This is a genomic window from Dokdonella ginsengisoli, assembly GCF_042652785.1.
Taxonomy (GTDB): Bacteria; Pseudomonadota; Gammaproteobacteria; order Xanthomonadales; family Rhodanobacteraceae; genus Dokdonella_A; species Dokdonella_A ginsengisoli.
In genome coordinates, this window is the sequence record NZ_JBHSHD010000013.1 from 93,044 (window position 1) to 116,897 (window position 23,854).

General features: G+C 70.7%; 21 protein-coding genes and 1 riboswitch. Of the genes, 7 read left to right on the forward strand and 14 right to left on the reverse strand.

Annotation, left to right across the window (positions count from 1 at the left end; genetic code table 11):
• Window positions 1–32: 32 nt before the first annotated feature.
• Window positions 33–2,504 (reverse strand): acyl-CoA dehydrogenase, encoded by a 2,472-nt coding sequence (locus ACFO6Q_RS17060; protein ID WP_380022322.1) that lies wholly within the window; start codon window positions 2,502–2,504, stop codon window positions 33–35.
• Complete coding sequence (locus tag ACFO6Q_RS17065; protein ID WP_380022323.1) at window positions 2,501–3,373, reverse strand: alpha/beta fold hydrolase; 873 nt, start codon at window positions 3,371–3,373, stop codon at window positions 2,501–2,503. The genes ACFO6Q_RS17060 and ACFO6Q_RS17065 overlap by 4 nt, the downstream gene beginning before the upstream one ends.
• Window positions 3,374–3,520: 147 nt before the next feature.
• On the opposite strand from ACFO6Q_RS17065, the gene ACFO6Q_RS17070 reads away from it, so the two are divergent.
• Entirely contained in the window at window positions 3,521–4,099 is a 579-nt protein-coding gene (locus tag ACFO6Q_RS17070; protein WP_380022324.1) for a TetR/AcrR family transcriptional regulator, read from the forward strand.
• Window positions 4,100–4,161: 62 nt separating this feature from the next.
• Here the strand turns inward: ACFO6Q_RS17070 and ACFO6Q_RS17075 are convergent, their stop codons facing one another.
• The 9 genes from ACFO6Q_RS17075 to ACFO6Q_RS17115 all read right to left on the reverse strand — a co-directional run bounded on the left by ACFO6Q_RS17075 (window position 4,162) and on the right by ACFO6Q_RS17115 (window position 13,105).
• Window positions 4,162–5,487: a TldD/PmbA family protein gene (locus tag ACFO6Q_RS17075; RefSeq protein WP_380022325.1), complete on the reverse strand. Its 1,326-nt coding sequence runs from the start codon at window positions 5,485–5,487 to the stop codon at window positions 4,162–4,164.
• The gene (locus tag ACFO6Q_RS17080) at window positions 5,484–6,578 is read right to left on the reverse strand and encodes a hypothetical protein (protein WP_380022326.1); all 1,095 of its coding nucleotides are present in this window, start codon (window positions 6,576–6,578) and stop codon (window positions 5,484–5,486) included. Before ACFO6Q_RS17080 ends, ACFO6Q_RS17075 begins: the two co-directional genes overlap by 4 nt.
• A 23-nt stretch (window positions 6,579–6,601) precedes the next feature.
• A complete protein-coding gene (locus tag ACFO6Q_RS17085; RefSeq protein WP_380022327.1) occupies window positions 6,602–7,828 on the reverse strand; it encodes an ABC transporter permease in 1,227 nt (408 codons plus the stop codon).
• The gene (locus ACFO6Q_RS17090) at window positions 7,812–8,504 is read right to left on the reverse strand and encodes an ABC transporter ATP-binding protein (RefSeq protein WP_380022328.1); all 693 of its coding nucleotides are present in this window, start codon (window positions 8,502–8,504) and stop codon (window positions 7,812–7,814) included. Before ACFO6Q_RS17090 ends, ACFO6Q_RS17085 begins: the two co-directional genes overlap by 17 nt.
• Window positions 8,501–9,670, reverse strand: a complete 1,170-nt coding sequence (locus ACFO6Q_RS17095; protein WP_380022329.1) for an efflux RND transporter periplasmic adaptor subunit — start codon at window positions 9,668–9,670, stop codon at window positions 8,501–8,503. Before ACFO6Q_RS17095 ends, ACFO6Q_RS17090 begins: the two co-directional genes overlap by 4 nt.
• Window positions 9,671–9,674: 4 nt before the next feature.
• Entirely contained in the window at window positions 9,675–10,397 is a 723-nt protein-coding gene (locus ACFO6Q_RS17100) for a hypothetical protein (protein WP_380022330.1), read from the reverse strand.
• Window positions 10,394–11,299: a hypothetical protein gene (locus ACFO6Q_RS17105; protein ID WP_380022331.1), complete on the reverse strand. Its 906-nt coding sequence runs from the start codon at window positions 11,297–11,299 to the stop codon at window positions 10,394–10,396. The genes ACFO6Q_RS17100 and ACFO6Q_RS17105 overlap by 4 nt, the downstream gene beginning before the upstream one ends.
• Before the next feature lie 6 nt (window positions 11,300–11,305).
• Window positions 11,306–11,467, reverse strand: a complete 162-nt coding sequence (locus tag ACFO6Q_RS17110; RefSeq protein WP_380022332.1) for a hypothetical protein — start codon at window positions 11,465–11,467, stop codon at window positions 11,306–11,308.
• 99 nt (window positions 11,468–11,566) lie between these two features.
• Window positions 11,567–13,105 (reverse strand): radical SAM family RiPP maturation amino acid epimerase, encoded by a 1,539-nt coding sequence (locus ACFO6Q_RS17115; protein ID WP_380022333.1) that lies wholly within the window; start codon window positions 13,103–13,105, stop codon window positions 11,567–11,569.
• Window positions 13,106–13,465: 360 nt separating this feature from the next.
• Between ACFO6Q_RS17115 and ACFO6Q_RS17120 the strand changes: the two genes are divergently transcribed.
• The 5 genes from ACFO6Q_RS17120 (at window position 13,466) to ACFO6Q_RS17140 (ending at window position 17,855) form a co-directional block, all read left to right on the forward strand.
• Entirely contained in the window at window positions 13,466–13,825 is a 360-nt protein-coding gene (locus ACFO6Q_RS17120) for a helix-turn-helix transcriptional regulator (RefSeq protein WP_380022334.1), read from the forward strand.
• Window positions 13,826–13,923: 98 nt separating this feature from the next.
• Window positions 13,924–15,735: a phosphoenolpyruvate carboxykinase (GTP) gene (locus ACFO6Q_RS17125; RefSeq protein ID WP_380022335.1), complete on the forward strand. Its 1,812-nt coding sequence runs from the start codon at window positions 13,924–13,926 to the stop codon at window positions 15,733–15,735.
• A 173-nt stretch (window positions 15,736–15,908) separates the two neighbouring features.
• On the forward strand, window positions 15,909–16,466 hold the full coding sequence (locus tag ACFO6Q_RS17130) for an RNA polymerase sigma factor (RefSeq protein WP_380022336.1): 558 nt from the start codon (window positions 15,909–15,911) through the stop codon (window positions 16,464–16,466).
• Entirely contained in the window at window positions 16,463–16,942 is a 480-nt protein-coding gene (locus tag ACFO6Q_RS17135; protein ID WP_380022337.1) for a hypothetical protein, read from the forward strand. The genes ACFO6Q_RS17130 and ACFO6Q_RS17135 overlap by 4 nt, the downstream gene beginning before the upstream one ends.
• A 16-nt stretch (window positions 16,943–16,958) precedes the next feature.
• A complete protein-coding gene (locus ACFO6Q_RS17140; protein ID WP_380022338.1) occupies window positions 16,959–17,855 on the forward strand; it encodes a DUF4097 family beta strand repeat-containing protein in 897 nt (298 codons plus the stop codon).
• Window positions 17,856–18,114: 259 nt separating this feature from the next.
• Here ACFO6Q_RS17140 and ACFO6Q_RS17145 read toward each other — a convergent pair whose 3' ends face one another.
• The 3 genes from ACFO6Q_RS17145 to metX form a co-directional block, all read right to left on the reverse strand.
• The gene (locus ACFO6Q_RS17145) at window positions 18,115–19,209 is read right to left on the reverse strand and encodes a homoserine dehydrogenase family protein (protein WP_380022339.1); all 1,095 of its coding nucleotides are present in this window, start codon (window positions 19,207–19,209) and stop codon (window positions 18,115–18,117) included.
• On the reverse strand, window positions 19,206–20,387 hold the full coding sequence (gene metB, locus ACFO6Q_RS17150) for a cystathionine gamma-synthase (protein ID WP_380022340.1): 1,182 nt from the start codon (window positions 20,385–20,387) through the stop codon (window positions 19,206–19,208). The genes ACFO6Q_RS17145 and metB overlap by 4 nt, the downstream gene beginning before the upstream one ends.
• 238 nt (window positions 20,388–20,625) lie before the next feature.
• Window positions 20,626–21,705 carry a homoserine O-succinyltransferase MetX gene (gene metX, locus ACFO6Q_RS17155; RefSeq protein ID WP_380022341.1) on the reverse strand — a complete coding sequence of 360 codons (1,080 nt, stop codon included), beginning with the start codon at window positions 21,703–21,705 and terminating at the stop codon, window positions 20,626–20,628.
• An 88-nt stretch (window positions 21,706–21,793) separates the two neighbouring features.
• A riboswitch (SAM riboswitch) is annotated at window positions 21,794–21,914 on the reverse strand.
• Window positions 21,915–22,199: 285 nt separating this feature from the next.
• Between metX and ACFO6Q_RS17160 the strand changes: the two genes are divergently transcribed.
• Window positions 22,200–23,807 (forward strand): peptide chain release factor 3, encoded by a 1,608-nt coding sequence (locus tag ACFO6Q_RS17160; protein WP_380022342.1) that lies wholly within the window; start codon window positions 22,200–22,202, stop codon window positions 23,805–23,807.
• Window positions 23,808–23,854 lie beyond the last annotated feature (47 nt).

The following is a 23,854-nucleotide window of genomic DNA, read 5'->3' on the forward strand; positions in this document are numbered from 1 at the left end:
AAATCTCATTCACTCAAGCGTCGCAACCTGCCTCAGGCCACTGACCGCAACGGGCGCTTGCCTTCGTGACGCGCGCCGGCCGCCAGCTCCGACGGATCGAAGTCGTCGACCGAGATGAACTCGAACGTCGCCTTGCGCACGCGCGCCAGCAGCTCGCGCTCGGCGGCGGTCAGTACGCCCTTGGCTTCGGCGTCCTCCAGCTGCGCCTCGTAGTCGTGGCCCTGCAGCTCGCCGGCCTTGGCCGCCTTGAGGAACTTGCGCTCCACCGGTTCGGCCGCGATCACCTCCGGCAGCAGCGCGTTCATGCGGCCGACCACGTTGTTCGCGCTCGGCGTCAGGTAGACCCACTCGGCCAGGCGATCGCGCGCGTCGTTCGGCGTCATCAGCAGCGCCGCGACGCGATGACCGAGGCGGTCGGACGGCGGCACTTCGCGCCGGCCGAACGGGAACACCAGCGCGTGCAGCAGCCATGCCGCCGGACGGATCGGGAAGTTGCGCAGCACGCCGTCGAGCGCGTTTTGCATGCGGTAGGCGCAGTCGTGGAAGGCCCAGGCCAGCAGCGGCTGGTCGGCCACCGGCCGGCCCTGGTCCTCGTAGCGCTTGAGCATGGCGCTGGCGATGTACAGGTTGGACAGCACGTCGCCCAGGCGCGCCGACAGCTTCTCCTTGAACTTCAGCTTGCCGCCGAGCAGCAGCATCGAGCTGTCGGCGAGCAGGGCGAGATTCGCCGCGTAGCGGTTGAGCTTGCGGTAGTAGCGGCGCGTGTAGGCGTCGCCGGGCACGCGGCCGATCTTGGCGAACGTCAGGCCGAGCACGAGGCTGCGCACCGCGTTGGAGATCGCGAAGCCGACGTGCGCGAACAGTTCGCGATCGAACGCGCGCAGGCGCGTGCCGTAGTCGGCGATCTGCGCGGCCTGCATTTCCTTCAGCACGTGCGGGTGGCAGCGGATCGCGCCCTGGCCGAAGATCATCAGGCTGCGCGTCATGATGTTGGCGCCCTCGACCGTGATCGCGATCGGCGCGGTCTGCCACGCGCGGCCAGCGTAGTTGTTCGGCCCGAGCTGCACGCCCTTGCCGCCGTGCACGTCCATGATGTCCTTGGCGACTTCGCGGCCGAGCTCGGTCGCGTGGTACTTGGCGATCGCCGACGGCACCGCCGGCTTCTCGCCGCGCACCACCGCGGCAGCGGCGGCCTTGGACACCGCGGTGATCGCGTAGGTGTGGCCGCCGATGCGCGCCAGCGCTTCCTCCACGCCCTCGAAGCGGCCGATCGACATGCCGAACTGCTTGCGGATGCGCGCGTACGCGCCGGTCGCGATGGCGCCGATCCGCACGCCGCCGGAGGCGGTCGACGGCAGCGTGATGGCGCGGCCGACCGACAGGCATTCGATCAGCATGCGCCAGCCCTGCCCGGCCATGTCGGCGCCGCCGATCAGCTGCGACAGCGGCACGAACACGTCCTTGCCGCGCAGCGGGCCGTTCTGGAACGCGGCATTGAGCGGGAAGTGGCGGCGGCCGATCTCCAGGCCCTTGGTGTCGCGCGGGATCAGCGCCAGCGTGATGCCGATGTCCTCGACGTCGCCGAGCAGATGCTCGGGGTCGTACATGCGGAAGGCCAGACCGATCAAGGTCGCCACCGGCGCCAAGGTGATATAGCGCTTGTCGAAGGTCAGGCGCACGCCGAGCACCTGCGCGCCCTGCCACTCGCCCTTGCAGACGATGCCGTAGTCGGGAATCGAGGTCGCGTCGGAACCGGCGGTGGGGCCGGTCAGCGCGAAGCACGGCACCTCGCGGCCGTCGGCCAGGCGCGGCAGGTAGTAGTCGCGCTGGTCCTGCGAGCCGTAGTGCAGCAGCAGCTCGCCGGGGCCGAGCGAGTTGGGCACGCCGACCGTCGAGGACAGCGAACCCGACACGCTCATCAGCTTCTGCAGCACGGCCGACTGGGCGAGCGCCGAGAACTCCAGGCCGCCGTACTGCTTGGGGATGATCATGCCGAAGAATTTCTTCTTCTTGACGTATTCCCAGATCTCCGGCGTCAGGTCGGCCAGCTCGTGGCTGATCTGCCAGTCGTTGACCATCGCGCAGAGTTCTTCCACCGGACCGTCGAGGAAGGCCTGCTCCTCCACGCTGAGCTCGGGCTTGGGCTGCCGCAGCAGCTGGTCCCAGTCCGGCTTGCCGCTGAACAGCTCGCCCTCGAAACCGACCGTGCCGGCTTCCAGCGCGGTGCGCTCGGTGTCGGAGATCGGCGGCATCACCTTCTGGAACGCCGCCATCAGCGGCGCGGTGATCTTCCTGCGGCGGAAGTCGACCAGGTTCAGCGGCACCGCGACGGCCGCGAACACCAGCAGCGGCAGCGCGATCGCCAGCACCGACGAACCGGCCAGCAGACCGGCGGCGACGATCGCGACGGCGGTGGCGAGGGTCCATGGACGCAGACCGGCGCGGAAGTACGCGGCAGCCAGCGAAACCAGCACGCCGGCCAACAGGGGGAGGATCGAGGTCATGGTCGGGACTCCTCGCTTGCTAGCGATTGCAGAAACTCTAGTACGTGGCGGGTGAATGCGTTGTTGTCGTCGCCGGCCACCATGTGCGTGGCACCGGGCACGGCGACGTGGCGCGCCTGCGGCGCGAGTTCGAGGAATTCGGCGATCGTCTCCTGCGAGACGATGTCGCTTTCGCCGCCGCTGACCAGCAGCAGCGGCACGTCGATGCGCCGCACCGCGTCGAGCAGCATCGGCTGGTGGCTTTCGATGTCCGGCGTGAGGTCGTCGAGCAGGCGCGGATCCCAATGCCAGCGCAGGCGTCCGTCGCCGCGATCGACCAGCAGCGAGCGCAGGCGTTCGGGCCTGCCCGGATCGGTGCGGTAGCGTTCGCGCCGGTGCGGCAGGTAGGACGCGATCGCCTCGGCGGCGTCCTGCAGGGAAGCGAAGCCGTCCGGATGCGCGCGCATGAAGCCGAGGATGCGCTCGACGCCGCGCGTCTCCCAGCGCGGCGTCACGTCGACCAGCACCATCGCGCCGAACGGCGCGCCGGCGCCGCCCTGCGCCGCGATGCCGAGCAGGCCGCCCATCGAAGCGCCGACCAGGATCGGTTTCGGCCCGACCGTCGCCGCGACCGCGACGAGATCCTCGACCATCGGTTCGAAGTGGTAGGGTTCCTCGCCGCGCCAGGCGCTGTCGCCGTGGCCGCGCGCGTCGAAGCTGACGCATTCGAAGCCGGCTTCGGCGATGCGCCGCGCGCTGCCGGCCCAGGCCTGGCGCGTCTGGCCGAAACCGTGCGCGAACACCACGCCGCCGCGCGTGCCGGGCAAGGCCGTCAATGCCAGCTCCATGCCGTCCGGCCGGCGCAGGCGGCGCGTGGTCGGGACCGGCATCGATTTCGCAAGGCATTCCATACGACGCAGTATGGATGGCGTTTGTGGCGAAATCAATACGCCGACGTATGGTTATTTTTCCCTTTATGAACATTCATTTATAAGCCCCGGATTCATTTCCCGGCGGCCATCGGGCAGACTACGGCGATGGCCGCGCTCGCCAAACTCGAACCCAAAGCCCGTCTCAGCGCCGCCGACTGGGAGGAAGCCGCCCTGGCCGCCCTGGCCGAAGGCGGCCTCGGCGCCGTGGCGGTCGAATCGCTGGCGCGCCGGCTCGGCGTGACCAAGGGCAGTTTCTACTGGCACTTCGCCACACGCGAAGCCCTGCTGCAGGCCGCGCTGGAGCGCTGGGAGCGTTCGGACGAACGCGAACTGCAGGCGGCGATCGCCGCCGCGTCCGATCCGCGCGAGCGCATCCGCGAGCTGATCCGCCAGGTCAGCCACAAGCATCCGTCGCACGCGGTGTTCGCGGCGCTGATCAAGGCGATCGACCAGCCGCTGATCCGGCCGCTGATCGAACGCGTCTCGCAGCGCCGGCTCGAGTTCGTCACCGAAACCTTCCATCAGGCCGGCTTCGATGCGATCGCTGCGGCAAACCGCGCGCGCCTGGCCTACTCCGCCTACGTCGGCTTCGTGCAGCTGGCGCAGATCGGCCAGCCGCGCATGAGCCACGACGAGTTCGAGGCGTACATCCGCGACTTCATCGGCATCCTGATTCCGGAATAGCCGCGCAAGCTCGGCGTCGCCTCGAACGAACCCTTCTCCCTGCGGGCGAAGGGAAACGGGCATCAGCAACCTCCGACCGTCAGCTCCGGCAGCAGGACCGCACCGACGGAGATCTTCGGCCGCCGGATCGCACAGGCGCCGACTACGCGCAGCCGCGGCAGCAGTTCGCGCAGGTTGCCGGCGATGGCGACGCCGGCGACGGCGTGACGTACGCGGCCGCCCTCGACCCAATGGCCGGTCGCTGCGACGGAAAAGTCGCCGGTGACGGGATTGGGGGCGCTGCCGTGGATGCGCTCGACCCACAGTCCGCTGTCGAGCAAGGCGGCGAGGTCCTCTTCCGGCACTTCGCCCTCGAGCAGCACGTTGTGCACGCCGCCGGCGTGTCCGGTCGAGCGCAGGCCCATGCGCCGTGCGGAGTAGCCGTCGAGCAGCAGGGTGCGCACGCGGCCGTCCGCGACCACCAGCGTGCGCGCGGTGGCGACGCCTTCGTTGTCGAAATTCGTCGAGCCGAGGCCGCCGCGTTCGTGCGCGTCGTCGACGATGCGCAGATCCGGCGCGAAGAGCGGGCGATCCAGGCCGTCGCGCAGGAAGCTCAGGCCGCGCAGGTGCGACGAGGCGTGCAGGGCCGACAGCACCGCCTGCATCAGCCAGGCGCCCACGCGCGGGGACAGCAGCACGCGGCACCGTCGCGTCGTGATCGATCTCGCGCCGAGCAGCGATTGCGCGGTGCGCCGCAGGTCGGCGAGGAGATCGGAGACGGCAGCCGGACCGGGCGGCCGGCGGAAATGGCGAAGATCGGCCGCACGCTGCGCCTCGCCCTGTTGCCGCGCGATCCATTCGCCGCCGACGGCGTGCAGGGTGGCCGCCTCGAAACCGAAGAATCCCGCCGAGGTCGCCAGCGCGCTGGTGCTGCGCTGGGATTCCGACAGCAGGGCAACCAGCCCGCTGCGCGCCCCGCCCTGCGGCGCCGCGCCACCGCACTGCGAGAGCCACTCCGCCGCGGCCGCGGCATCATCGGCACACGGATGCCAGAGGTCGAGGTCGGCGAAGCGCGTCGGGTGCAGGTCCGGCTCGGGCAGGTCGATCCACGGATCCGGATCGGCGAAATCCGCGGTCGCGCACGCGCTGCGCAGACCCTGCGCGATCTCCGCCTCGCGCAGGCAGGCGACCTTGCAGCGACCGTGGCGGCGTCCCTTGATGACGCTGGCGACCAGCACCGAACGCACGACGTGCTCGATCTTCTCCAGTTCGCCGCCGCGCAGTTGCACGCGCAGCGTGCGCATGCGCGTCAGCGCGACCGCGGCCTTGTCCGCGCCGTGCACGCGCGCCGCGTCCAGCGCGATTGCCGCCGCGCGCTCGAGTACCGGACGGTCCTCGTCCGCGTTCACGTCTCCACCGCGGCATCGGGCACCCGCCCCTCGCGCACGCGCAGCGAGGCGAGCAGGCAGAACGCGCCGGCGATCGCGTTCACCAGCAGCGGCACCACCAGCGACTCCCAGCGCAGCGGCCCGCGCACCAGTTCGGCCAGCCCCTGTGCCGCCGAGGCGAGCGGAACATAGGCCGAGTACGGCAGCGCGCGCGACGAGGCCGCGTAGCCGGTCGCCATCACGATCATGATCAGCGACAGCGCGAGCACCTGGTAGATGCCGGAGAAGCTCATGCGCGAACGGCTCGACACGGCGAGCCAGGTCACGGCCGGCGCGATCACCACCAGGAACGAAGCGCTCATGACGAGGAACGAGGCAACGATTTCCACGTCGGAAGTCAGCGAGGGCGTCGCGCTGACGCTCGCGTCGAGTTCGCGGATCATCTGCACGGTGCCGCTGTTGACGTAGTTGCCGAGCATCGTCGCGATCCAGATTCCGGCGAGGTACCCGACGATGCCCGCACCGCCGAGCAGGGCGACGCGCGCGTGCAGCCGCAGCCGCGAGGCCCGATCCGGCACGCTGCCGTCCACGGCCTGCACCAGCGCCGGCGCGACGGCGCCCAGCAGCCATTGCACCAGCAGCGCCGGCAGCACGATCAGCAGCATGCCGACCGAGAGTTCCAGATCGCTGTCGACTGCGACCGCGTGCGGCCAGTCCGACAGGCTGTGCTGCGGATTGCGCATGAGGAAGGAAACCTGGCGCGCGGCGGCGACGGCTTCGCGCCCGCGCGTCTGCGAAGCCTTGAACAGTACGCGGTCCGGCTCGCCGGTTTCGCCGGTCGCGCGGATCTCGACCAGCGCCTGCACCTCGTTCAGGCGCAGCGCGCGCGCCAGCTGCGGGCACGAACCGCCGGTCAGCTTCACCGGGCGATCGCCGATGCGCTCCACCGCCGGCGGCACCGCGTCCTGCGGACAGACGCCGATGAGCAGCGGACGCGAGGCGTCGGCGCGGCCGAGCAGCAGCAGCGGCATGACGACCAGCATGACCGGCGTCAGCAGCAGCGGCAGCAGCGCCTTGCCGGCGAGCTCGGCGAGTGAAGGCCATCCTTGCATGGGGCACCTCCTTGAAAAATCGGTCAGGTCCGCAGCGCGGCGGCGGGATCGAGATTGGCCGCGCGCAGTGCCGGCGCCACGCCGGAGACGACGCCGACCACCACGGCGGCCAGCACCGCGGCAGCCACGGCGAACGGCGACAGGTCCAGCGCCAGCAGGCCGCCGAGGGCATCGCCGGCGAGCGAGGCGAGCAGCGCGAAGACGGCCACCGCGGCGAGCGCTCCCGCCGCGGCGACGACGACGTTCTCGAGCAGGAACTGGCGCATGATCAAACGATGGGTCGCGCCGACCGCGATGCGCAGGCCGATCTCGAAGTAGCGATGACGCACGCTGATCAGCGCGACGTTGACGATGCCGACCGCGCCGACCACCAGCGAAATGCCCATCAGCAAGGTGGCGGTGAGCGAGATCAGCGCCGTCGTGCTGCGGATGCCGGCACGCACGCGCTCGGACGAGGTGATCACGAAGCCCGCCGGCTGCGCGCCGGACAGGTTGCGCTCGCGCCGCAGCAGCACGCCGATGCGCGCCTGCCAGACGTCGAGCTCGGCACCCGGCGGAATCTCCACCTCGATCATCAGTGGAAGGTCGGCGGCCGCGTCGGGCGCGACCGCATCGGGCACGATCGCCAGTCCGTCGCCGCCGCCGGCATCGACGCCGAGGCCTTTGGCCTTGACCAGGCCGACCAGCTGCACGAATGCGCCGCCGAACTTCACGCGGCTGCCGACGTCGGCGACGTCGAGGCCCAGACGCTCCGCGGCGCCGCGGTCCAGCACGATCACGCGGCGCTGTTCCGGCCCGTCGCTGGGCACCAGCGGGCGGCCGGCGACGACCTCGTAGCGGCCGGTCTGGAACAGGCTGTAGTCGGCGCCGATCGTCTGGACCGCCGCCGCGCCGCGCGGCGAGACGATCGTCTGCATGCCCAGGCTGCGGATCAGGCTGATGCGGCGCGCGTCCGCCAGCGCCGCGCGCAGCGCGACGTAGTCGCGACGCTGCAGGCGCAGCGCCGACGAACCCGGGTGCGGATCGGGCGCGATCGACAGCACCGGCCCGCCGCTGAACGCGATGCGTTCGAACGAGCGCCCCAGTCCCTGCGTGATCGAGGCGACGAGCAGCACGCCCAGCGTGGCGATCGCCACCGCCGTCGCGCTGAGCAGGCTCGCCAGCGCATTGGCGCGCACTTCGCGCAGCGCGTCGGCGAGCTGGTCGGCGAACGAAACCGCGGCGCGGCGGGAGTCAGTCGAGGCGGTCATCGACGCACTCGCCTCCGCGCAGCGTGACGATGCGCCGGCAGCGTCGCGCGATGCCGGGGTCGTGGGTGACGATCACCAGGGTGCGGCCGCCGGCCGCATCGTCCATCAAGGTGCGCAGGCACAGCGCCGCGTTCTCGGCGTCGAGGTTGCCGGTCGGCTCGTCCGCCAGCAGCAGGGGCGGATCGCCGACGATCGCGCGCGCGATCGCCACGCGCTGCTGCTGGCCGCCGGACAGTTGCTGCGGAAAGCGCTGCGCGAGCCCGCCGAGGCCGACCGCCTCCAGCGCGGCGGCGGCGCGGCGCCGTCGCTCGACGCGCGCGACGCCGCGGTAGTACAGCGGCAGCTCCACGTTCTGCACGACCGTGGCCGAGCGGATCAGGTGGAACTGCTGGAAGACGAAGCCGATGACTTCGTTGCGCAGCGCCGCCAGCGCCTCGTCGTCGAGCTGCGAGGTGACCACGCCGCGGATCGACACCGTGCCGCTGCCGGGGCGATCCAGGCAACCGAGCAGCGACAGCAGCGTGGTCTTGCCCGAGCCGGAGCCGCCGACGATCGCGGTGTGCTCGCCGCGGCGAATGTCGAGGTCGATGCCGCGCAGCGCGTGCACGATGCCGCCGTCGGTGGCGTAGGTCCTGGACACGGCGCGCAGCGAAGCGAGCGGCGCTTCGGCGCTCATCGCGCGGCCTCGACGGCAACGCCCTGCCCGGCGACGAGCGCGGCGAGCACGCCGGCCGGACCGGTCACGACGCGGTCGCCCTCCTGCAGGCCGCGCTCGACGCGCTGGTTGCGGTTGTCGGAGAGGCCGGTCTCGACCGGCGCGTAGGTGACGCGGCCTTCGGTCACGCGCAGCACGAACGGCGTGGCCAGTCCTTCCGAGCCGACGTTCTGGCCCGGATAGCGGATTGCCTCCAGCGGCACGAGCAGGCCCGGTTCACCGCCGTCCAGATCGACGTCGGCGACGCAGGAGGTGTGCACGATCCGCGTCGGCAGCGCATCCGGCGCGAAGGCGATCTCGCCCTGGAACTTCGGCTCGCCGCCGCTCGTGGGCCTGGCGCGCAGCTCGACGAATTCGCCGGCGAGCGGCGGTCCGCCGAGCACGGTGGAGCGGACCTGCGCACGGTCGCCGGGTGCGAGCTTGCCCAGTTCGGTCTCGGAGAGTTCGACGCGAGCGATCAGCCGGTGCGTGTCGGCGAGCCGCAGCAGCAGCGAGCCCGGCAAGGCCGCGCTGGTCGGAATGGCCACCTCGCCCTCGCGGATCGACACGTCCACGACGGTGCCGTCCACCGGCGCGACGACGTGCAGCTTCTGCTGCATCGCCCGCGCATGGCGCACGGCGAGCTGCGCCTCGCGCAGCGAGGCCTGCGACGCCTTCACGCCGGCGACGGCGGCTTCGGTGTTGCGCTGTGCCGACTCGACCTGATCGAGCGCCACGAGCCTGGCGCGGCCGAGGCGGACCAGACGCTGCTCGCTCGACCGCGAAAGCTCCAGCGCGACCTGCGCGCGCGTCAGCTCCGCGGCGACGCGGGCGACGGTGGCTTCGAGCCGGTCGACCTCGGCGTCCAGGTCCGGCGCGCGCAGCTCCAGCAGCGGATCGCCGGCGCGCACCGCCTGCCCCGCCGACACTTGCAGCCGCGCCACCGGTGCGACGACTTCGGAGCGGATTTCGGTGACGTTGGCGTAGTCGAAGGTGCCGGTCAGCGACAGCTTGCCGGTGAGCACGCCGCGCGCGACCGGCGCGGTCTGCACCGCGGTCTGTCCGTAGCCTCGCTGCCGATGGCTGGCAAACAGCGCGACGGCCGCCAGCGCAGCCACGATGACCCAGCCGATGCGACGCTTCGACACGGCGCTAGAACGGGTTCGACAGCGCGACCAGCGCGCCCCAGGTGATGAACACCGCGGCGAACGGAGCCAGCGCGAGCGCCGCGGCCCAGACCGCGCCGAGCCGTACCAGGTCGCGCAGCCAGTGGAACAGGATCAGTGCGCTCCACAGCACGGTCGGCGACAGCGCCGCGAGCGGCTTCTGCCACGCGGACTGCTCGCCGAGGCGGAACACGAGCGCATCGGCGGACAGCGGATTGAGCCGCTCGATCGGCGTCGTCGCCATCGGTTCGAGAAAGCTCGCCGCCAGCGCGAAGACCGAATCGAGCGCGGCCGGCAGCAGCGCGACGCAGGCCACGCCGAGGCAGGCCACGGACGAGACGCGCGAGCCGGCGAGCACGCTGACCACGCGCAGGTAGCCCCACAGCGCGGCCAGCACCAGCGCCTGCTGCAGGGCCATGCCGGCGGTCGCCAGCGGCGCCATCACGGCCGGCGTCAGGAACCGGTTCAGAGCGGCGTCCGCACCCGCCGGCAGCCTGCCGACGGCGGCCGCCTGACCGAGCACGAGCGTGCGCATCCATTCGTAGTCGACCGCCGTGTAGTAGCGGACGTGGAAGACCGCCGCGAGCAGCACCATCAGCAGCCAGGCGAGCACGGCGGCGCGCCAGGCGTCCATCGCCACCGCCGCGCTGCGCGAGGGCCTCGCCATCGCCGGCAGCAGCGTGTTCCACAACGCGTGCAGCGTGCTCATGGGCGGCTCACCGCCTCCGGCCCGCGTGGTTCGGCGGAGAGCTTGCACAGTTCGCAGGCGACCGGCTGGTCCGCCGGCGTGCTCATCGTCACCAGCGCCGCCTTGGCGCCGGCGTAGACACCCAGCACGCAGACGATGGTCACGACGAAGGCCGTCCTGCGCGCCGGGATCGTGCGGAAGACCAGAAATCCGGCGACGACGGCGGCGCCGAGGTTGGCGAGGTCGAAGGTCTGCAGCATCGTCTTCAGGGGCAGCGAGGCCTGCGCGAAAAACACGTCGGCGCCGTTCGGCACGGTGGTCTCGCCGCTCGCGACGGCGAGCACCGTGCCGGCCACGGCGTAGACGCCGTAGGCGGCGGCGATGCCGATCACGAAGGCACGCAGCGTCTGCGCGAAGACGAAGCGCGGACCGCCGATCGCGCGCAGGGCGGCGGCATAGGCCCCCGCTCCGGCCAGCACGCACAGCGGCCAGAACAGCAGGCTCATGAGCGGGGCGTAGCGCAGCTGCTGCACCTGGCGCACGACCAGCACATCGATTTCCTCGGGCGCCATCGCACTCTGGGCCGCCTTCAGGCGCAGCAGCCCCTCGATGTCGGAGTGCGTGATGATCGCGTACTGCATCGCCACGATCGCGATGGCGCTGACCGCGAGCGCCGCCGCGCAGGTGCGGATCGAGAGCGTCGGAGCGGAACGCAGCGCGCCCGAGCGGGCAGTGGTGAGCGACGTCGATGTCGCGGCCATCGGATGTCCTCTGGAATGGGGATGCCGGCGGCTTGCGCCGCGGTCCTTTTGAAATGGGATATCGGCGGCTCGCGCCGCGGCTCTCTCGAAATGGGGATCGGCAGCTTGCGCCGCGGTCCTTTTGAAATGGGTATCGGCGGCTTTCGCCGCCGATACCGACAAGCGGCGTCAGTTCGCCTGCGTCACCACGCAACCGACAGCGCAGATGCTGGCCGCCACGCAGCAGCACACCACGGCGCAGGCGATGGCCGGATCGAAGTTCGTCGTCCTCGATTCCTCCACCGAAATTTCCACCGATCCCAGAAGGTCGTTCGTGTCGAGTGATTTCACGTTCCCGTTCTCCAGTTGGTCGACGTCAAGCCGTCGCCGATGCGACGGCAACTACCCCGCGGGCAGGATTCAACCGCCCGGCCCGCAAGTCCTTGGTTTTCAGATCGGCGCAGGAACGGCCGTGCGTTCGCGCAGGACGCCCTTGTCGAACAGCAGGTCGAGCAGGCCGCGCGCCTGCGCGTCGGCCACGCCGAATTCCCCGCGCAGCGCGACCGAGATCGCCTCGGCGTTCCAGCGCCCTTCGTGGATGAGTCCGCCGACGCGCTGCATCAGCGCCGGGTGCGCCTTGTTGCGGATCGCGATCGTGTCGAACGCGTTGCTCAGCACGAAGCCGTCGGGCTCCGACGCGAAGCTGAGATCGCCGCGGAACGCAAGCGCGGTGGTGGCGTCCAGCCGCATCGGCATGTGCCGGGCGATCAGCTCGCGCAGGCGCGCGGCCGCCTCGCGGCCGTCGCCGAACGAGGTGCGCTCGAAGACGACGTAGCCGTCCGGATGCTCGTCCGACGCCGGGCACGGCGAGATCAGGCGGATCTCCTTGTGCGCCAGGTTGATCAGGAAGCCGCTGACGCAGGCGATCGTGCTCGGGCGCGCCGCCTGCAGCGCGGGCGAGGCGTATTCGCCCAGCTCGACCGTGACGAAGTCGCGGTCCTCCTGCAGGCGCCGGCTGTTGCGCGCGCGGCCGGCTTCGGCCTTGACCATCAGCGAGCCGCGGTTGTGCAGCACCAGTTCGACGAACAGCAGCTGCGCCGGCGTGAAGCGCGCCATCGTCTCGCTCTGGACGCGCGGCGTCAGGATCGAGAAGCGGTTGACCAGGCAGCCTTCGCGCGCGGACAGCTTGATCAGCTCCCAGGTGCGGTCGGCGTCGCGCATCGGGATTGCGGTCGTCGTCTGCGGGAACCCACCGCAGACCGCCTTGAGATCGAGGCAGTACTTCTCGTAGTCGGGATTGTCGAACGGCTCGGTGCCCCAGTAGAGGAACGCCTTGGACGCGATCGGGCCGAGCTCGTCGCGCAGCGCCGCGAGGGTCGCCAGCCAGTCGTCGCGGATCGCCTCGTAGCTGACCGCGCCGCGATACTTCTCCGCCGACACGCCGCAGAACCAGCAGCCGACCGAGCAGCCGGAGGCGAGCTCGAAGGTGGCCGGCGCGTGCACGATGGCGGAGGCGTTGACCGGATCGACTTCGGTGCGGCAGCGCGCGATCTGCCGGTGGCGCCACGCATCGAACGCCGGGTTCGACGAGACCGCGGACAGCATGCGCGAGAAGAACGCGCGCTTGAGTTCGTTGAAGGCATTCAGGCAGAGGATGCCTTCGCGCTGCAAGTCCTGCGGCGTGAGGCTGCCCTCGCGAAGGGCTTTGCCGTCCCACAATGCGCGCAGCTCGAACGGGTCCACGCGCAGGCCGAAGGCCTCGACGGTGGCCCTGGCGTTCTCCTGCAGCCCCTTGCGGAAGCTCGCGTTGCCGATCAGCAGCTCGGCGAAGCGCTTGACCTCGGCGGTCAGCACGCGGTCCGTGCCGAGCACGGACTTCGGGTCGGTGATGAGACGAAGCCTCAGCTCGTGGTCGTTGAGCGAAGCCTCGATCGCCTGCAATTCGCGGTGCGCCGAAACGATTTCCCGGGCGCCGGTGTCGATCTCCATGGCCATTCTCCCCATGCCGCGGACCCGGCCCCGCTTCCGCCATGCGGAACGGGCACGGGCACACTGTCCGTGTCGCAATCGATTGATGCGTCGGCGATGCGGGATTCCGATCCCGGTTCCGCGTCGCTTCCGTTCGAATCCGCCTTCCGCCTTCTCCCGATCCCGCCCGTCCTCCCGCTGCCCGGCGGCACTTCCACGCCGGCACCGGAACGACGTGTCGCAATCCGGCCCTTCCTCCCGCAAATGAAATGGACGATTAAAAGTATCGTATTTCCGAACTTCATTTGTCAAGCATTTCCGCACGACACCGCAACGTTTCACTCCTACCGTCCGAAGCCTCGTCGGGCGGAGTTTTCTTGGATGAAGCGGTTCGCCGATCGCCTGCGCGAAGCGCGGGTCGCGGCAGGGATGACGCAGGAACAGCTCGGCTTCGCGCTCGGCGTCACCAAGTCGTCGGTTTCGGCGTGGGAGAACGACCGCGAGACGCCGAGCTTCAAGCTGCTGCCGCAGCTGCGCGCGATCCTGCGCCGATCGCTGGACGAACTGGTCTGCGGCGGACCGCTGACCCCGCTCGGCGTGCGCGACGAAAGCGCCGTCTACGGCGATCCCGCACTGAAGGCGCGCAACCGCGAGGAACAGGCGCTGCTGCTGCGCTATCGCGCCCTGCCGGCCAAGCGCCGTACCGCCCTGCTCGAGATCCTGCGGCCGAGCGACGATTGACCGCTGCCGGCGTTTTGCACGCTTCCTTGCATTGCCCGCAGGGCGCGGCTACCGTCCCTTCAACCCTTTCAACCGGCGCCTCGCGGCGCCATCGCCCGATGGCCAGCCAACTCCAAGCATTGAATCGATGGGTCGACGACGTCGCCCGTCTGACCCGGCCCGACCGTATCCACTGGTGCGACGGCTCCGACGCCGAGTACCGCGCCCTGCTCGACCTCATGCAGCGCGACGGCACCCTGATCCCGCTGAATCCCGACACGCATCCCGATGCGTGGCTGCACCGCTCGCATCCGTCCGACGTCGCGCGCGTCGAGCACCTCACGCTCGTGTGCACGACGAACGAGGAGGACGCCGGCCCGAACAACCACTGGATGGCCCCGGCCGACGCGCACGCGAAGATCGACGCGCTGTTCGACGGCTGCATGCAGGGCCGCACGCTGTACGTGGTGCCCTACTGCATGGGTCCGATCGAGTCGCCGATCTCGCGCTGCGGCGTGGAGATCACCGACTCGCCCTACGTCGTCGCCAACATGCGCATCATGACGCGCATGGGCGCGGCCGCGCTGGCGCGCATCGAGCGCGAAGGCGCCCAAGCGCTCGCGCGCGGCGCGCAGCCGGCCTTCGTCAGGGGCCTGCATTCGATCGGCGAACTCGATCCCGAACGCCGCTTCATCATGCATTTCCCCGAGGAACTGACGATCAAGTCGTACGGTTCGGGCTACGGCGGCAACGCCCTGCTCGGCAAGAAGTGCCACGCGCTGCGCATCGGCTCGTGGCAGGCACGCCAGGAAGGCTGGCTGGCCGAGCACATGCTGATCGTCGGCATCGAGAACCCGCAGGGCCAGACGCACTACGTCGCCGCCGCGTTCCCGTCCGCCTGCGGCAAGACCAACCTCGCCATGCTGATCCCGCCGGAAGGCTATCGCCGCGCCGGCTGGAAGGTGTGGACGATCGGCGACGACATCTGCTGGATGACGCCCGGCGCCGACGGCCGCCTGTACGCGATCAATCCGGAAGCCGGCTTCTTCGGCGTCGCGCCCGGCACCAGCAACGACACCAATCCGAACGCGCTGGCCTCGATCCAGCGCGACACCATCTTCACCAACGTCGCCGTCACCGCCGACGACCAGCCGTGGTGGGAGGGCCTGCCCGGCAAGCCCGTCACCGACTGGCAGGGCCGCCCCTACGATCCGGCCAACGGCCCGGCCGCGCATCCGAACTCGCGCTTCACCGTGTCCGCCAGGCAGGCGCCGAGCTGGTCGCCGCGCGCCGAGGATGCGCAGGGCGTGCCGATCTCGGCGATCGTCTTCGGCGGACGCCGGCCGTCGCTGATTCCGCTGGTGTTCGAGGCGCGCGACTGGGCGCACGGCGTGCTGGTCGGCGCGGCGATGGGTTCGGAGACGACCGCCGCCGCGACCGGCGCGGTCGGCGTGCTGCGCCGCGACTCGATGGCGATGAAGCCGTTCTGCGGCTACAACTACGGCGACTACTTCGCGCACTGGCTGTCGTTCGACCGCCCCGGTGCCAGGCTCCCGAAGATCTTCCACGTCAACTGGTTCCGCAAGGGCGCCGACGGCAAGTTCCTGTGGCCCGGCTACGGCGAGAACCTGCGCGTGCTGGAATGGATCATCGGCCGCTGCGAGGGCCGCGTCGGCGCCGATGAAACTCCGATCGGCTACCTGCCGCGCGAAGGCGACCTGAACCTCGACGGCCTCCATCTGCCCGAGCGTGCGTTCGACACCCTGCTCGAGGTCGACGCCGACGGCTGGCGCGCCGAAGTCGACGACATCGGCCGCTACCTCGACTCGTTCGGCGACCGCACGCCGGCGCGCCTGCGCGAGGAACAGCGGCGCGTGGCCGAGGCGCTGTCGAAGGCGTCCGCGCAGCCGCGCAAGGCCGCGGCCGGCTAGCCGAAACCCGCTCCGGTGCCGGCAAAGTCGCCGTCACGGCGGCTCTGCCGGCCCGATCGCGGAACGGAACTTGCGCCGGCCGACACACGTTCCGCCTCCGCTGCCTAAACCCTCGGCTGCTTGCGTGCATCCAAGCTGGCAAGATGAACGCCTGCTTTGCCATGCCCCTGCCGATGAGCGCCCCGCCACGCACCGAAGTGGCCGATCCGACCGACGCCGATCTGGTCCGCAGCGCGGCCGCCGGCGACATGCGCGCGTTCGAGGCGCTGTACCGCCGCCACGCCGGCCGCGTGCACGGCGCGGTCTGGCGGCTGTCGGGCATGAACGAGGCGCGTGCGCAGGAACTGACCCAGGAAGCCTTCGTGCGCGCCTGGCAGAAGCTCGACAGCTTCCGCTTCGAAAGCGCGTTCTCGACCTGGCTGCACCGGCTGGCGGTCAATGTCGCCTTGATGGACCTGCGCGGCCGCGATCCGGAAGACACCGTCGAGGACGGCGTGCTGGAGGCCGCGTCCGAGCCGGTCACGCCGTTCTGCGCCGGCGAGCGCGCCGACCTCGAGCAGGCCGTCGCCAAGCTGCCGCCGCGTGCGCGCGCCGTGCTGGTCCTGCATGATGTGGAAGGCTGGAAACACGAGGAGATCGGCCGCGAACTCGGTATGGCGGTCGGCTCGTCGAAAGCGCAATTGCATCGCGCGCGCGGCCTGCTGCGCACGATGCTGGGAGACGCCGCATGAACGATTTCGAGATCCAGCGCCGGCTGCGCGAGATGAACGCGCCGCGTCCGCCGCAGATCGACCTGTGGCCGGCGATCGAGAAGCGCATCGCCGACGAAGGCCGCCCGGCCGCCGCGCCGCGTCGCGGCCGCTGGCTGCCGCTGGCCGCCGCGGCCGGCCTGCTGCTCGCGGTCGTCGCCGGCACGCTCGTCGTCGGCCTGCAGCAGCGCGACGCACTGCCCGAAGTGGCCGTGCGCGACGCGCGCTCGTTCGAGCGCGACCTGCCGCACCTGTCGCCGGGCGACGCCGACGTCGGCCTGCACGCGCCGGGCGGCGATCCGCGCCTGGCCGGTGCCGCCGTCGTGCTCGACGCCGCGCAGGCCGAACTCGAGCAGGCGCTCGCCGAGCGCCCCGACGCGGCCTTCCTGGTCGGCATGCTCAATCGCACCAATGCACGCCGCATGAAACTCGATCACTACGGCGCCCACGCCGGTTGATGCCTGGAGTCCATCCATGATCCGATCCGTCCCCCTCGCCCTGCTCGCCCTGGCTGCTGCGGGCAGCGTCCACGCCGGCACGCCGATCGACGAGAAGCGCGCCGTCGCCGCGGACGCGCGCGTGGAAATCTCCAACGCGAAGGGCTCGGTCACGGTCAGCGGCTGGGACCGCGACGAGGTCGCCATCAGCGGCGAACTCGGCAGCGGCGCCAGGCCGACGATCGAAGGCGGCGGCGCGCAGCTGCGCATCAAGATCGAAGCACCGGACAAGCAGGGCTGGTTCAGCTGGGGCGCCGATTCGCGCATGGGCCCCAGCGACCTCGACATCAAGGTGCCCAGGTCGGCCGAACTGAAGATCGGCGTGGTCAGCGCGGACGTGACGCTGTCCGGCGTCGCCGGGCGCCTGCTCGACGTCGACAGCGTCAGCGGCAAGCTGCGCCTGTCCAGCGACGCCAAGGAGGTCGACATCGACAGCGTCAGCGGCGAGGTCGACATCGACGGCAAGGCCGAGCGCGCACGCGTGCAGACGGTGTCGGGCGACATCCGCGCACGCGGCCTCGGCGGACGCCTCAAGTACGAGACCGTCTCCGGCGACATCGACGCCGACAACGGCCGCTACAGCGAGATCAATGCCGGCACGGTGTCCGGCGACATCGACCTGCGCGGCCAGCCCGAGGGCGACCTGCGCATCGACGTCGAATCGATGAGCGGCAGCGTGCACCTGTACCTGCCGGACGAGGTTTCCACGCGCCTGCGCGCGTCGAGCTTCAGCGGCTCGATCCGCAGCGACTTCGGCACCGTCAAGCACGAGGACCGCGGTCCCGGCAGCAACCTCGACGCCAGCAACGGCGGCGGCCAGGGACAGGTCAAGATCGAGACCTTCAGCGGCGACATCGACATCCGCCGGCGCTGATTGCCGCATCGCGATCGAATGCCCCGCGCGTGTGGGGCGTTCGATCGTGTGCGCCTCGAATACGGACCGCGAGAATTCCACGGACGCCTGTCAGGGGCCGCCCGCACAAATGGACAACCCCTTTCACCTTGACGTCGGCAGCTGCGCCGAAAAGCCCAAGGGACGGGGAGAGTTGGTCATTCCCGCTTTCGCGGGAATGACGGCAAGAGCGTTGTCCGCGCCTATCTGGCGGGAGTTGGCGCTCGAACTCTCCTGCGCGTCAAACTCCTGCGCGCGCCTGCGCAGCCGTCAAGGCCAGCACGTCGCCGAGCAGCGCCTGCGCGGTGACTTCCGGCCCCGCGCCCGGCCCCTGGATCACCAGCGGCTGCGCGCGATAGCGGTGGGTGGTCAGCGCGAACAGGTTGTCGGTGCCGGCCAGGCGTGCGGCCGGATGCGTCGGGGCGACCTCGGTCAGGCCGACGCGGGCGCGACCGTGCTCGTCCAGTCGTGCGAGGAAGCGCAACAGCCGGCCGCGCTGCGCCGCGTCGGCACGGCGCCGTTCGAGATCCGCGTCGAATTCCTCGACACGCGCGAGAAACGCCTCGAGCGGAACGTCGCGCAACGCGGCCGGCACGAGACTTTCGATCGCCACGTCGGTCGTGTCGATCGGGTGCCCGGCGGTGCGCGCCAGGATCAGCAGCTTGCGCGCGACGTCGGCGCCGCCGAGGTCGAGGCGCGGATCGGGCTCGGTGTAGCCGAACGCGCGCGCCTCGCGCAGCAGGGCCGAGAACGGCCGGCTGCCGTCGAACTGGTTGAACAGCCAGGACAAGGAACCGGAGAACACGCCGTCGAGCGCGAGCAGGCGGTCGCCGCAGTCGCGCAGGCGGCGCAGCGTCGACAGCACCGGCAGACCGGCGCCGACCGTCGCCGCATCGCCGTAGAGGACTCCGCCGCGACGGCCGGCGCGGCGCAGATCGTCCCAGGCCGCGAGCGTCTCGCCGGTGGCGGCCTTGTTCGCGCTGACCACGTGATAGCCGGCGCCGAGCCAGTCGGCGTGGCGCGCCGCCTCGTCGGCCGAGGCGGTCGCGTCGACCACCACGCGGTGCGCGGCGCCGCTGTCGTCGAGCGCGGCCAGAAGGCCGGCATCGTCGCGGCCCGCGGCCGACTCCGCCAGCGCCGCGGCGACGCGCCCCGGCACCAGGCCGCGCGCGTTGGCGACCTGGCGTTTCGAATTCGCCGCGCCGACCAGGTACAGCGTCGAGGCGGCCGGGGTCGCCAGCAGGCGCAGCAGCGCGCCGCCGACCACGCCGGTGCCGAGCAGGACGATGGCCGTGTCCGTGCCGGTGGTGGCAACCGCGCGCGGGACGGCGCTCATGCGCTCACCTTGCGCGTGCGTTTGAGCGTCTCGACGCGGACCAGGGCCGCTTCGAGATCGGCGCACAGGTCCGCACCGTCCTCGATGCCGGCCGAGACGCGCAGCAGCGCATCGCTGATGCCGGCCTTGTGCCGCGCCTCGGGCGCCATCGAGGCGTGCGTCATCGTCGCCGGATGCGCGATCAGGCTCTCCACGCCGCCGAGCGACTCGGCCAGCGAGAAGTAGCGCAGGCCGTCGAGGAAGGTTTCGATCGCCTCGAGGCCGCCGTCGAGCTCGAAGCTCAGCATCGCGCCGAAGCCGGACTGCTGGCGCGCGGCGAGCTGGTGCCCCGGATGCGCGGCCAGGCCCGGCCAGTACAAGCGCGCCACCGCCGGATGTGCGTCGAGCAGAGTCGCGATGCGCGCGGCGTTCTCCTCGTGCGCGCGCAGGCGCGGCACCAGCGTGCGCAGGCCGCGCAGGGTCAGGAAGCTGTCGAACGGCGCACCGGTCAGGCCGAGGCAGTTGGCCCACCAGACGAGCTGGTCAGCGGTGTCCTTGTCCTTCGCCACCACCGCGCCGCCGACCACGTCGCTGTGGCCGTTGATGTACTTGGTGGTCGAATGCACGACGAGGTCGGCGCCGAGCGTCAGCGGACGCTGCAGCGCCGGCGACAGGAAGGTGTTGTCGACCACGCAGCGCGCGCCGACCGCGTGCGCGGCCTGCGCGACGTGGCGCACGTCGGTGATGCGCAGCAGCGGATTGGACGGCGTCTCGACCCAGACCAGAGCGGGCCGCTGCGCCAGTGCCTCGGCCAGCTTGACCGGATCGGTCAGGTCGGCGAAGACGACGCGGAAGCGCCCCTTCTTCGCCCAGGCGTCGAGCAGGCGCCAAGTGCCGCCGTAGCAGTCGTGCGCGGCCAGCACGAGGCCGCCGGCCGGCACCAGCTCCAGCACCAGCGCGACCGCGGCCATGCCGCTGGCGGTGACGACCGCGCCGGCGCCCTCTTCCAGGTCGGCCAGCGCGGCGCCGAGCTGATCGCGCGTGGGGTTGCCGCTGCGCGAGTAGTCGTACTGGCGCTTGCGCGCGAATCCCTCGAACGTGTAGTTCGTGCTCAGGTGCAGCGGCGGCACCACGGCGCCATGCTGCGTGTCGGATTCGATGCCGGCGCGCACGGCGCGCGTACAGGATGCGGTGCTCATGTTCGGTTTCCGATGAGGTTGAAGATTTCCTGGGGACTGCGAACCCTTGTCCAGCCAGCCGCGCCGGAGCCGGTTTGTTCGCAGGACGAGGAAGCGTGAAGGAGTGGATGCCGATCCACGACTGAACGATGACGAAGTCGTGCGGGCAAACCGGCCCGGCCCTGCGGGTATTCCCGCCGGGGCCGCCACGCGGCAGCGCGCCGCCGGGAAAGGCAGCCAGCCCGTCCGGCGCGACGCACTACCACCTGACAGCCCCGGCGGGACAATGCGACTGACTGGACAAGGGATCGCAGTCCCGCAGCAGCGCCGAGATCTGCGCGTCTTCCTTGAGGAAGGCGTCGTGGCCGTAGCGCGAATCGATCACGTGCAGCGCGGCGGCGGCGCCGCAGCGGCGCTGCAGTTCGCACAGGTCCGCCAGCGGCACGACACGGTCGGTGGAAATGCCGATCAGGGTAGTCGGCACGCGCACGTCTTCCGGCTCGACGCGATGCAGGTCGATCGATTCGGACAGGGCCAGGTAGCGCCCGGCGCCGAAACGCTGCACGAAGCGCGCGCCGGCGGCCTTGAGCCAGGATTCCTCGGCGAAGCGGAAGCGCCCGTCCTCGAACACCGGCGCTTCGGCGCAGCGCTCGGCGAACTCGCGCTCGCCGCGGTAGGTGGTCATAGCCAGGCGGCGCGCCAGGTCGAGGCCGGCGTCCACGTCGCCGAGCCGCGCACCCAGGCGCACGACCTCGCGCTGGATGTTGCGCACCGCCACGCTGAGCGGATGCGCGCGGTGCGCGCCGGCGATCGCCACGAGATGACCGAGGCGCTGCGGATGGCGCGCGGCGAACGCCAGGCCCACCATCGCGCCGTAGGACGATCCGACGAAGGCGTGCGCGCGGCGCAGGCCGAGCGCGTCGAGCACGGCGGCGAGCGCCTCGGCCTGATCGGCGCTGTCGACCGCGTGGGCGCCGTCGAGATCGGCCAGCTCCAGCCAATCGATCGACAGCACGCGGCAGCGGCGCGTGTCGATCGCGTAGCCCGGACCGGCGATCGCGCTCCACCAGCCGGCCTCACCGGCTGCCGTCGTCACGGCGTCGCGATCGGCCGAGATGCCGCCCTGCACGATCACCACCGGCGCGCCGGCGGCGCCGTGCAGCGCGTAGCGCACGCGTGCCTCGCACGTGCCATCGGCGTGTACCGGACGCAGGCGGACGGAAAGTTCGCCGCGCAGGTCGAGGATTGCGCCGGCGGCGTTCGGCTCGGAAGCGGCGAACGGCACCGGCGCGCGCTCGAATTCGAAGGCGTGGACGTCGGCGTGGGCTTGGAAGGTCATCGCAGCTCTCCGTTTCGCCCATCGGCCGAGGGGTTTTCCGGAGAGGACTGCGACGACGGCCCGCGTCGGACGACGCGGGTCGGCTTCGCACTCATCTCTCGGCGGACCGCGCAATGCGCGTCCCCGCGGGAGTTGGCACCTCGGCGGGTTCTGTCCCGCAGGTTGCCCCGGCTTCAAAGGGCCTGTCCCTCAGCCGGTCTTGATGAGCAGCGAAGCGGACTCTAACGGCACATGCTCATGCCGTCAATAGACGTTTAGACGGCTATATGTCCAAGTTGAGTCAGCGAACCGGCGCGATCGAGCCACAGAGCCCGCCTGGCGCGCCCGGTCGTCCGGCGGCGCGGACGGCCGCGGGCTTCCGGTCGCGCCTGCCGTCCCGGCGCCGCTCCGACGGACGGGGACCGCGCCCATGCAGAGCCGGGGCCGCCGACGCGGCCTCAGGCCGCTCGCCGCTATAATGGGCGTTTGACCTCGCCGCCGCGCCGGTAGACCTCATGTCCGACCACATCCCCGAAACCCGCCGCCGGCGCACCTTCGCCATCATTTCCCATCCCGACGCCGGCAAGACCACGCTGACCGAGAAGCTGCTGCTGTTCGGCGGCGCGATCCAGATGGCGGGCAGCGTCAAGGGCCGCAAGGCCGCGCGCCACGCCACCTCGGACTGGATGGCGCTGGAGAAGGAACGCGGCATCTCGGTCACCTCCTCGGTGATGCAGTTCCCGTACGAGGACAAGATCGTCAACCTGCTCGACACGCCCGGCCACGCCGACTTCGGCGAGGACACCTACCGCGTGCTGACCGCGGTCGACTCCGCACTGATGGTGATCGACTGCGCCAAGGGTGTGGAGGAGCGCACGATCAAGCTGATGGAGGTGTGCCGCCTGCGCGACACGCCGATCATGAGCTTCATCAACAAGCTCGACCGCGAGGGCCGCGCGCCGATCGAGCTGCTCGACGAGGTCGAGTCGGTGCTGAAGATCCCGTGCGCGCCGATCACCTGGCCGATCGGCATGGGTTCACGCCTGAAGGGCGTCTACCACCTGCTGCTCGACGAGGTGCACGTCTACGAGCCGGGCCGCAATTTCACGCGCCAGGATTCGACCATTTACAGGGGACTGGACGACCCCGCCCTGGCCGATCGCATCGGAGCGGACATGCTGGCCGAGCTGCGCGAGGAGCTCGAACTCGTGCAGGGCGCCTCGCATCCGTTCGACCGCGACGAATACCTCGCCGGGCGCCAGACGCCGGTGTTCTTCGGCTCGGCCGTCAACAATTTCGGCGTGCAGCCGCTGCTGGACTTCTTCGTCGAGCACGCCCCTGCCCCGCAGCCGCGCGCGACGACGACGCGCACGGTCGAGCCGAGCGAGGAAGCGCTGTCCGGCTTCGTGTTCAAGATCCAGGCGAACATGGACCCGATGCACCGCGACCGCGTCGCCTTCCTGCGCGTGTGCTCCGGGCGCTACGACGCCGGCATGAAGATGCTGCACGTACGCAGCGGCAAGGAGGTGCGCATCGCCAATGCGCTGACCTTCATGGCCTCCGACCGCGAGATCGCCGCGACCGCCTACCCGGGCGACGTGATCGGCCTGCACAACCACGGCACGATCTCGATCGGCGACACCTTCACGGCCGGCGAGGCGCTCTCGTTCACCGGCATCCCGAACTTCGCGCCGGAGCTGTTCCGCCGCGCCCGGCTGAGGGATCCGCTGAAGATGAAGGCCCTGCAGAAGGGCCTAGCGCAGCTGTCGGAGGAAGGCGCCACGCAGTTCTTCCGGCCGCTGATGTCCAACGACCTGATCCTGGGCGCGGTCGGCGTGCTGCAGTTCGACGTCGTGGCGTACCGCCTGAAGGACGAGTACGGCGTGGAGGCCGCGTTCGAGAACGTCGGCGTCGTCACCGCGCGCTGGGTGCGCTGCGAGGACGCGAAGAAGCTGGAGGAATTCCGCGAGAAGAACGCGCTGAACCTGGCGATCGACGCGGCCGGCGAACTGGTCTACCTGGCGCCGACGCGCGTGAACCTGCAGCTGACGCAGGAGCGCTGGCCGACGGTCACGTTCGCCGCGACACGCGAACACGCCAGCGCGGTCGACGCGGCAGCCTAAAAAAAACGCCCGGCACGAACCGGGCGTTGCTCAGAATCGAAAAAGGG

Excerpts from the sequence above, each read along its gene's own strand:
- ACFO6Q_RS17060 (WP_380022322.1), bottom strand. The coding sequence starts at position 2,504 with ATGACCTCGATCCTCCCCCTGTTGGCCGGCGTGCTGGTTTCGCTGGCT.
- ACFO6Q_RS17065 (WP_380022323.1), bottom strand. The coding sequence starts at position 3,373 with ATGCCGGTCCCGACCACGCGCCGCCTGCGCCGGCCGGACGGCATGGAG.
- ACFO6Q_RS17070 (WP_380022324.1), top strand. The coding sequence starts at position 3,521 with ATGGCCGCGCTCGCCAAACTCGAACCCAAAGCCCGTCTCAGCGCCGCC.
- ACFO6Q_RS17080 (WP_380022326.1), bottom strand. The coding sequence starts at position 6,578 with ATGCAAGGATGGCCTTCACTCGCCGAGCTCGCCGGCAAGGCGCTGCTG.
- ACFO6Q_RS17085 (WP_380022327.1), bottom strand. The coding sequence starts at position 7,828 with ATGACCGCCTCGACTGACTCCCGCCGCGCCGCGGTTTCGTTCGCCGAC.
- ACFO6Q_RS17090 (WP_380022328.1), bottom strand. The coding sequence starts at position 8,504 with ATGAGCGCCGAAGCGCCGCTCGCTTCGCTGCGCGCCGTGTCCAGGACC.
- ACFO6Q_RS17100 (WP_380022330.1), bottom strand. The coding sequence starts at position 10,397 with ATGAGCACGCTGCACGCGTTGTGGAACACGCTGCTGCCGGCGATGGCG.
- ACFO6Q_RS17115 (WP_380022333.1), bottom strand. The coding sequence starts at position 13,105 with ATGGAGATCGACACCGGCGCCCGGGAAATCGTTTCGGCGCACCGCGAA.
- ACFO6Q_RS17120 (WP_380022334.1), top strand. The coding sequence starts at position 13,466 with ATGAAGCGGTTCGCCGATCGCCTGCGCGAAGCGCGGGTCGCGGCAGGG.
- ACFO6Q_RS17125 (WP_380022335.1), top strand. The coding sequence starts at position 13,924 with ATGGCCAGCCAACTCCAAGCATTGAATCGATGGGTCGACGACGTCGCC.
- ACFO6Q_RS17130 (WP_380022336.1), top strand. The coding sequence starts at position 15,909 with ATGAGCGCCCCGCCACGCACCGAAGTGGCCGATCCGACCGACGCCGAT.
- ACFO6Q_RS17135 (WP_380022337.1), top strand. The coding sequence starts at position 16,463 with ATGAACGATTTCGAGATCCAGCGCCGGCTGCGCGAGATGAACGCGCCG.
- ACFO6Q_RS17140 (WP_380022338.1), top strand. The coding sequence starts at position 16,959 with ATGATCCGATCCGTCCCCCTCGCCCTGCTCGCCCTGGCTGCTGCGGGC.
- ACFO6Q_RS17145 (WP_380022339.1), bottom strand. The coding sequence starts at position 19,209 with ATGAGCGCCGTCCCGCGCGCGGTTGCCACCACCGGCACGGACACGGCC.
- metB (WP_380022340.1), bottom strand. The coding sequence starts at position 20,387 with ATGAGCACCGCATCCTGTACGCGCGCCGTGCGCGCCGGCATCGAATCC.
- metX (WP_380022341.1), bottom strand. The coding sequence starts at position 21,705 with ATGACCTTCCAAGCCCACGCCGACGTCCACGCCTTCGAATTCGAGCGC.
- ACFO6Q_RS17160 (WP_380022342.1), top strand. The coding sequence starts at position 22,200 with ATGTCCGACCACATCCCCGAAACCCGCCGCCGGCGCACCTTCGCCATC.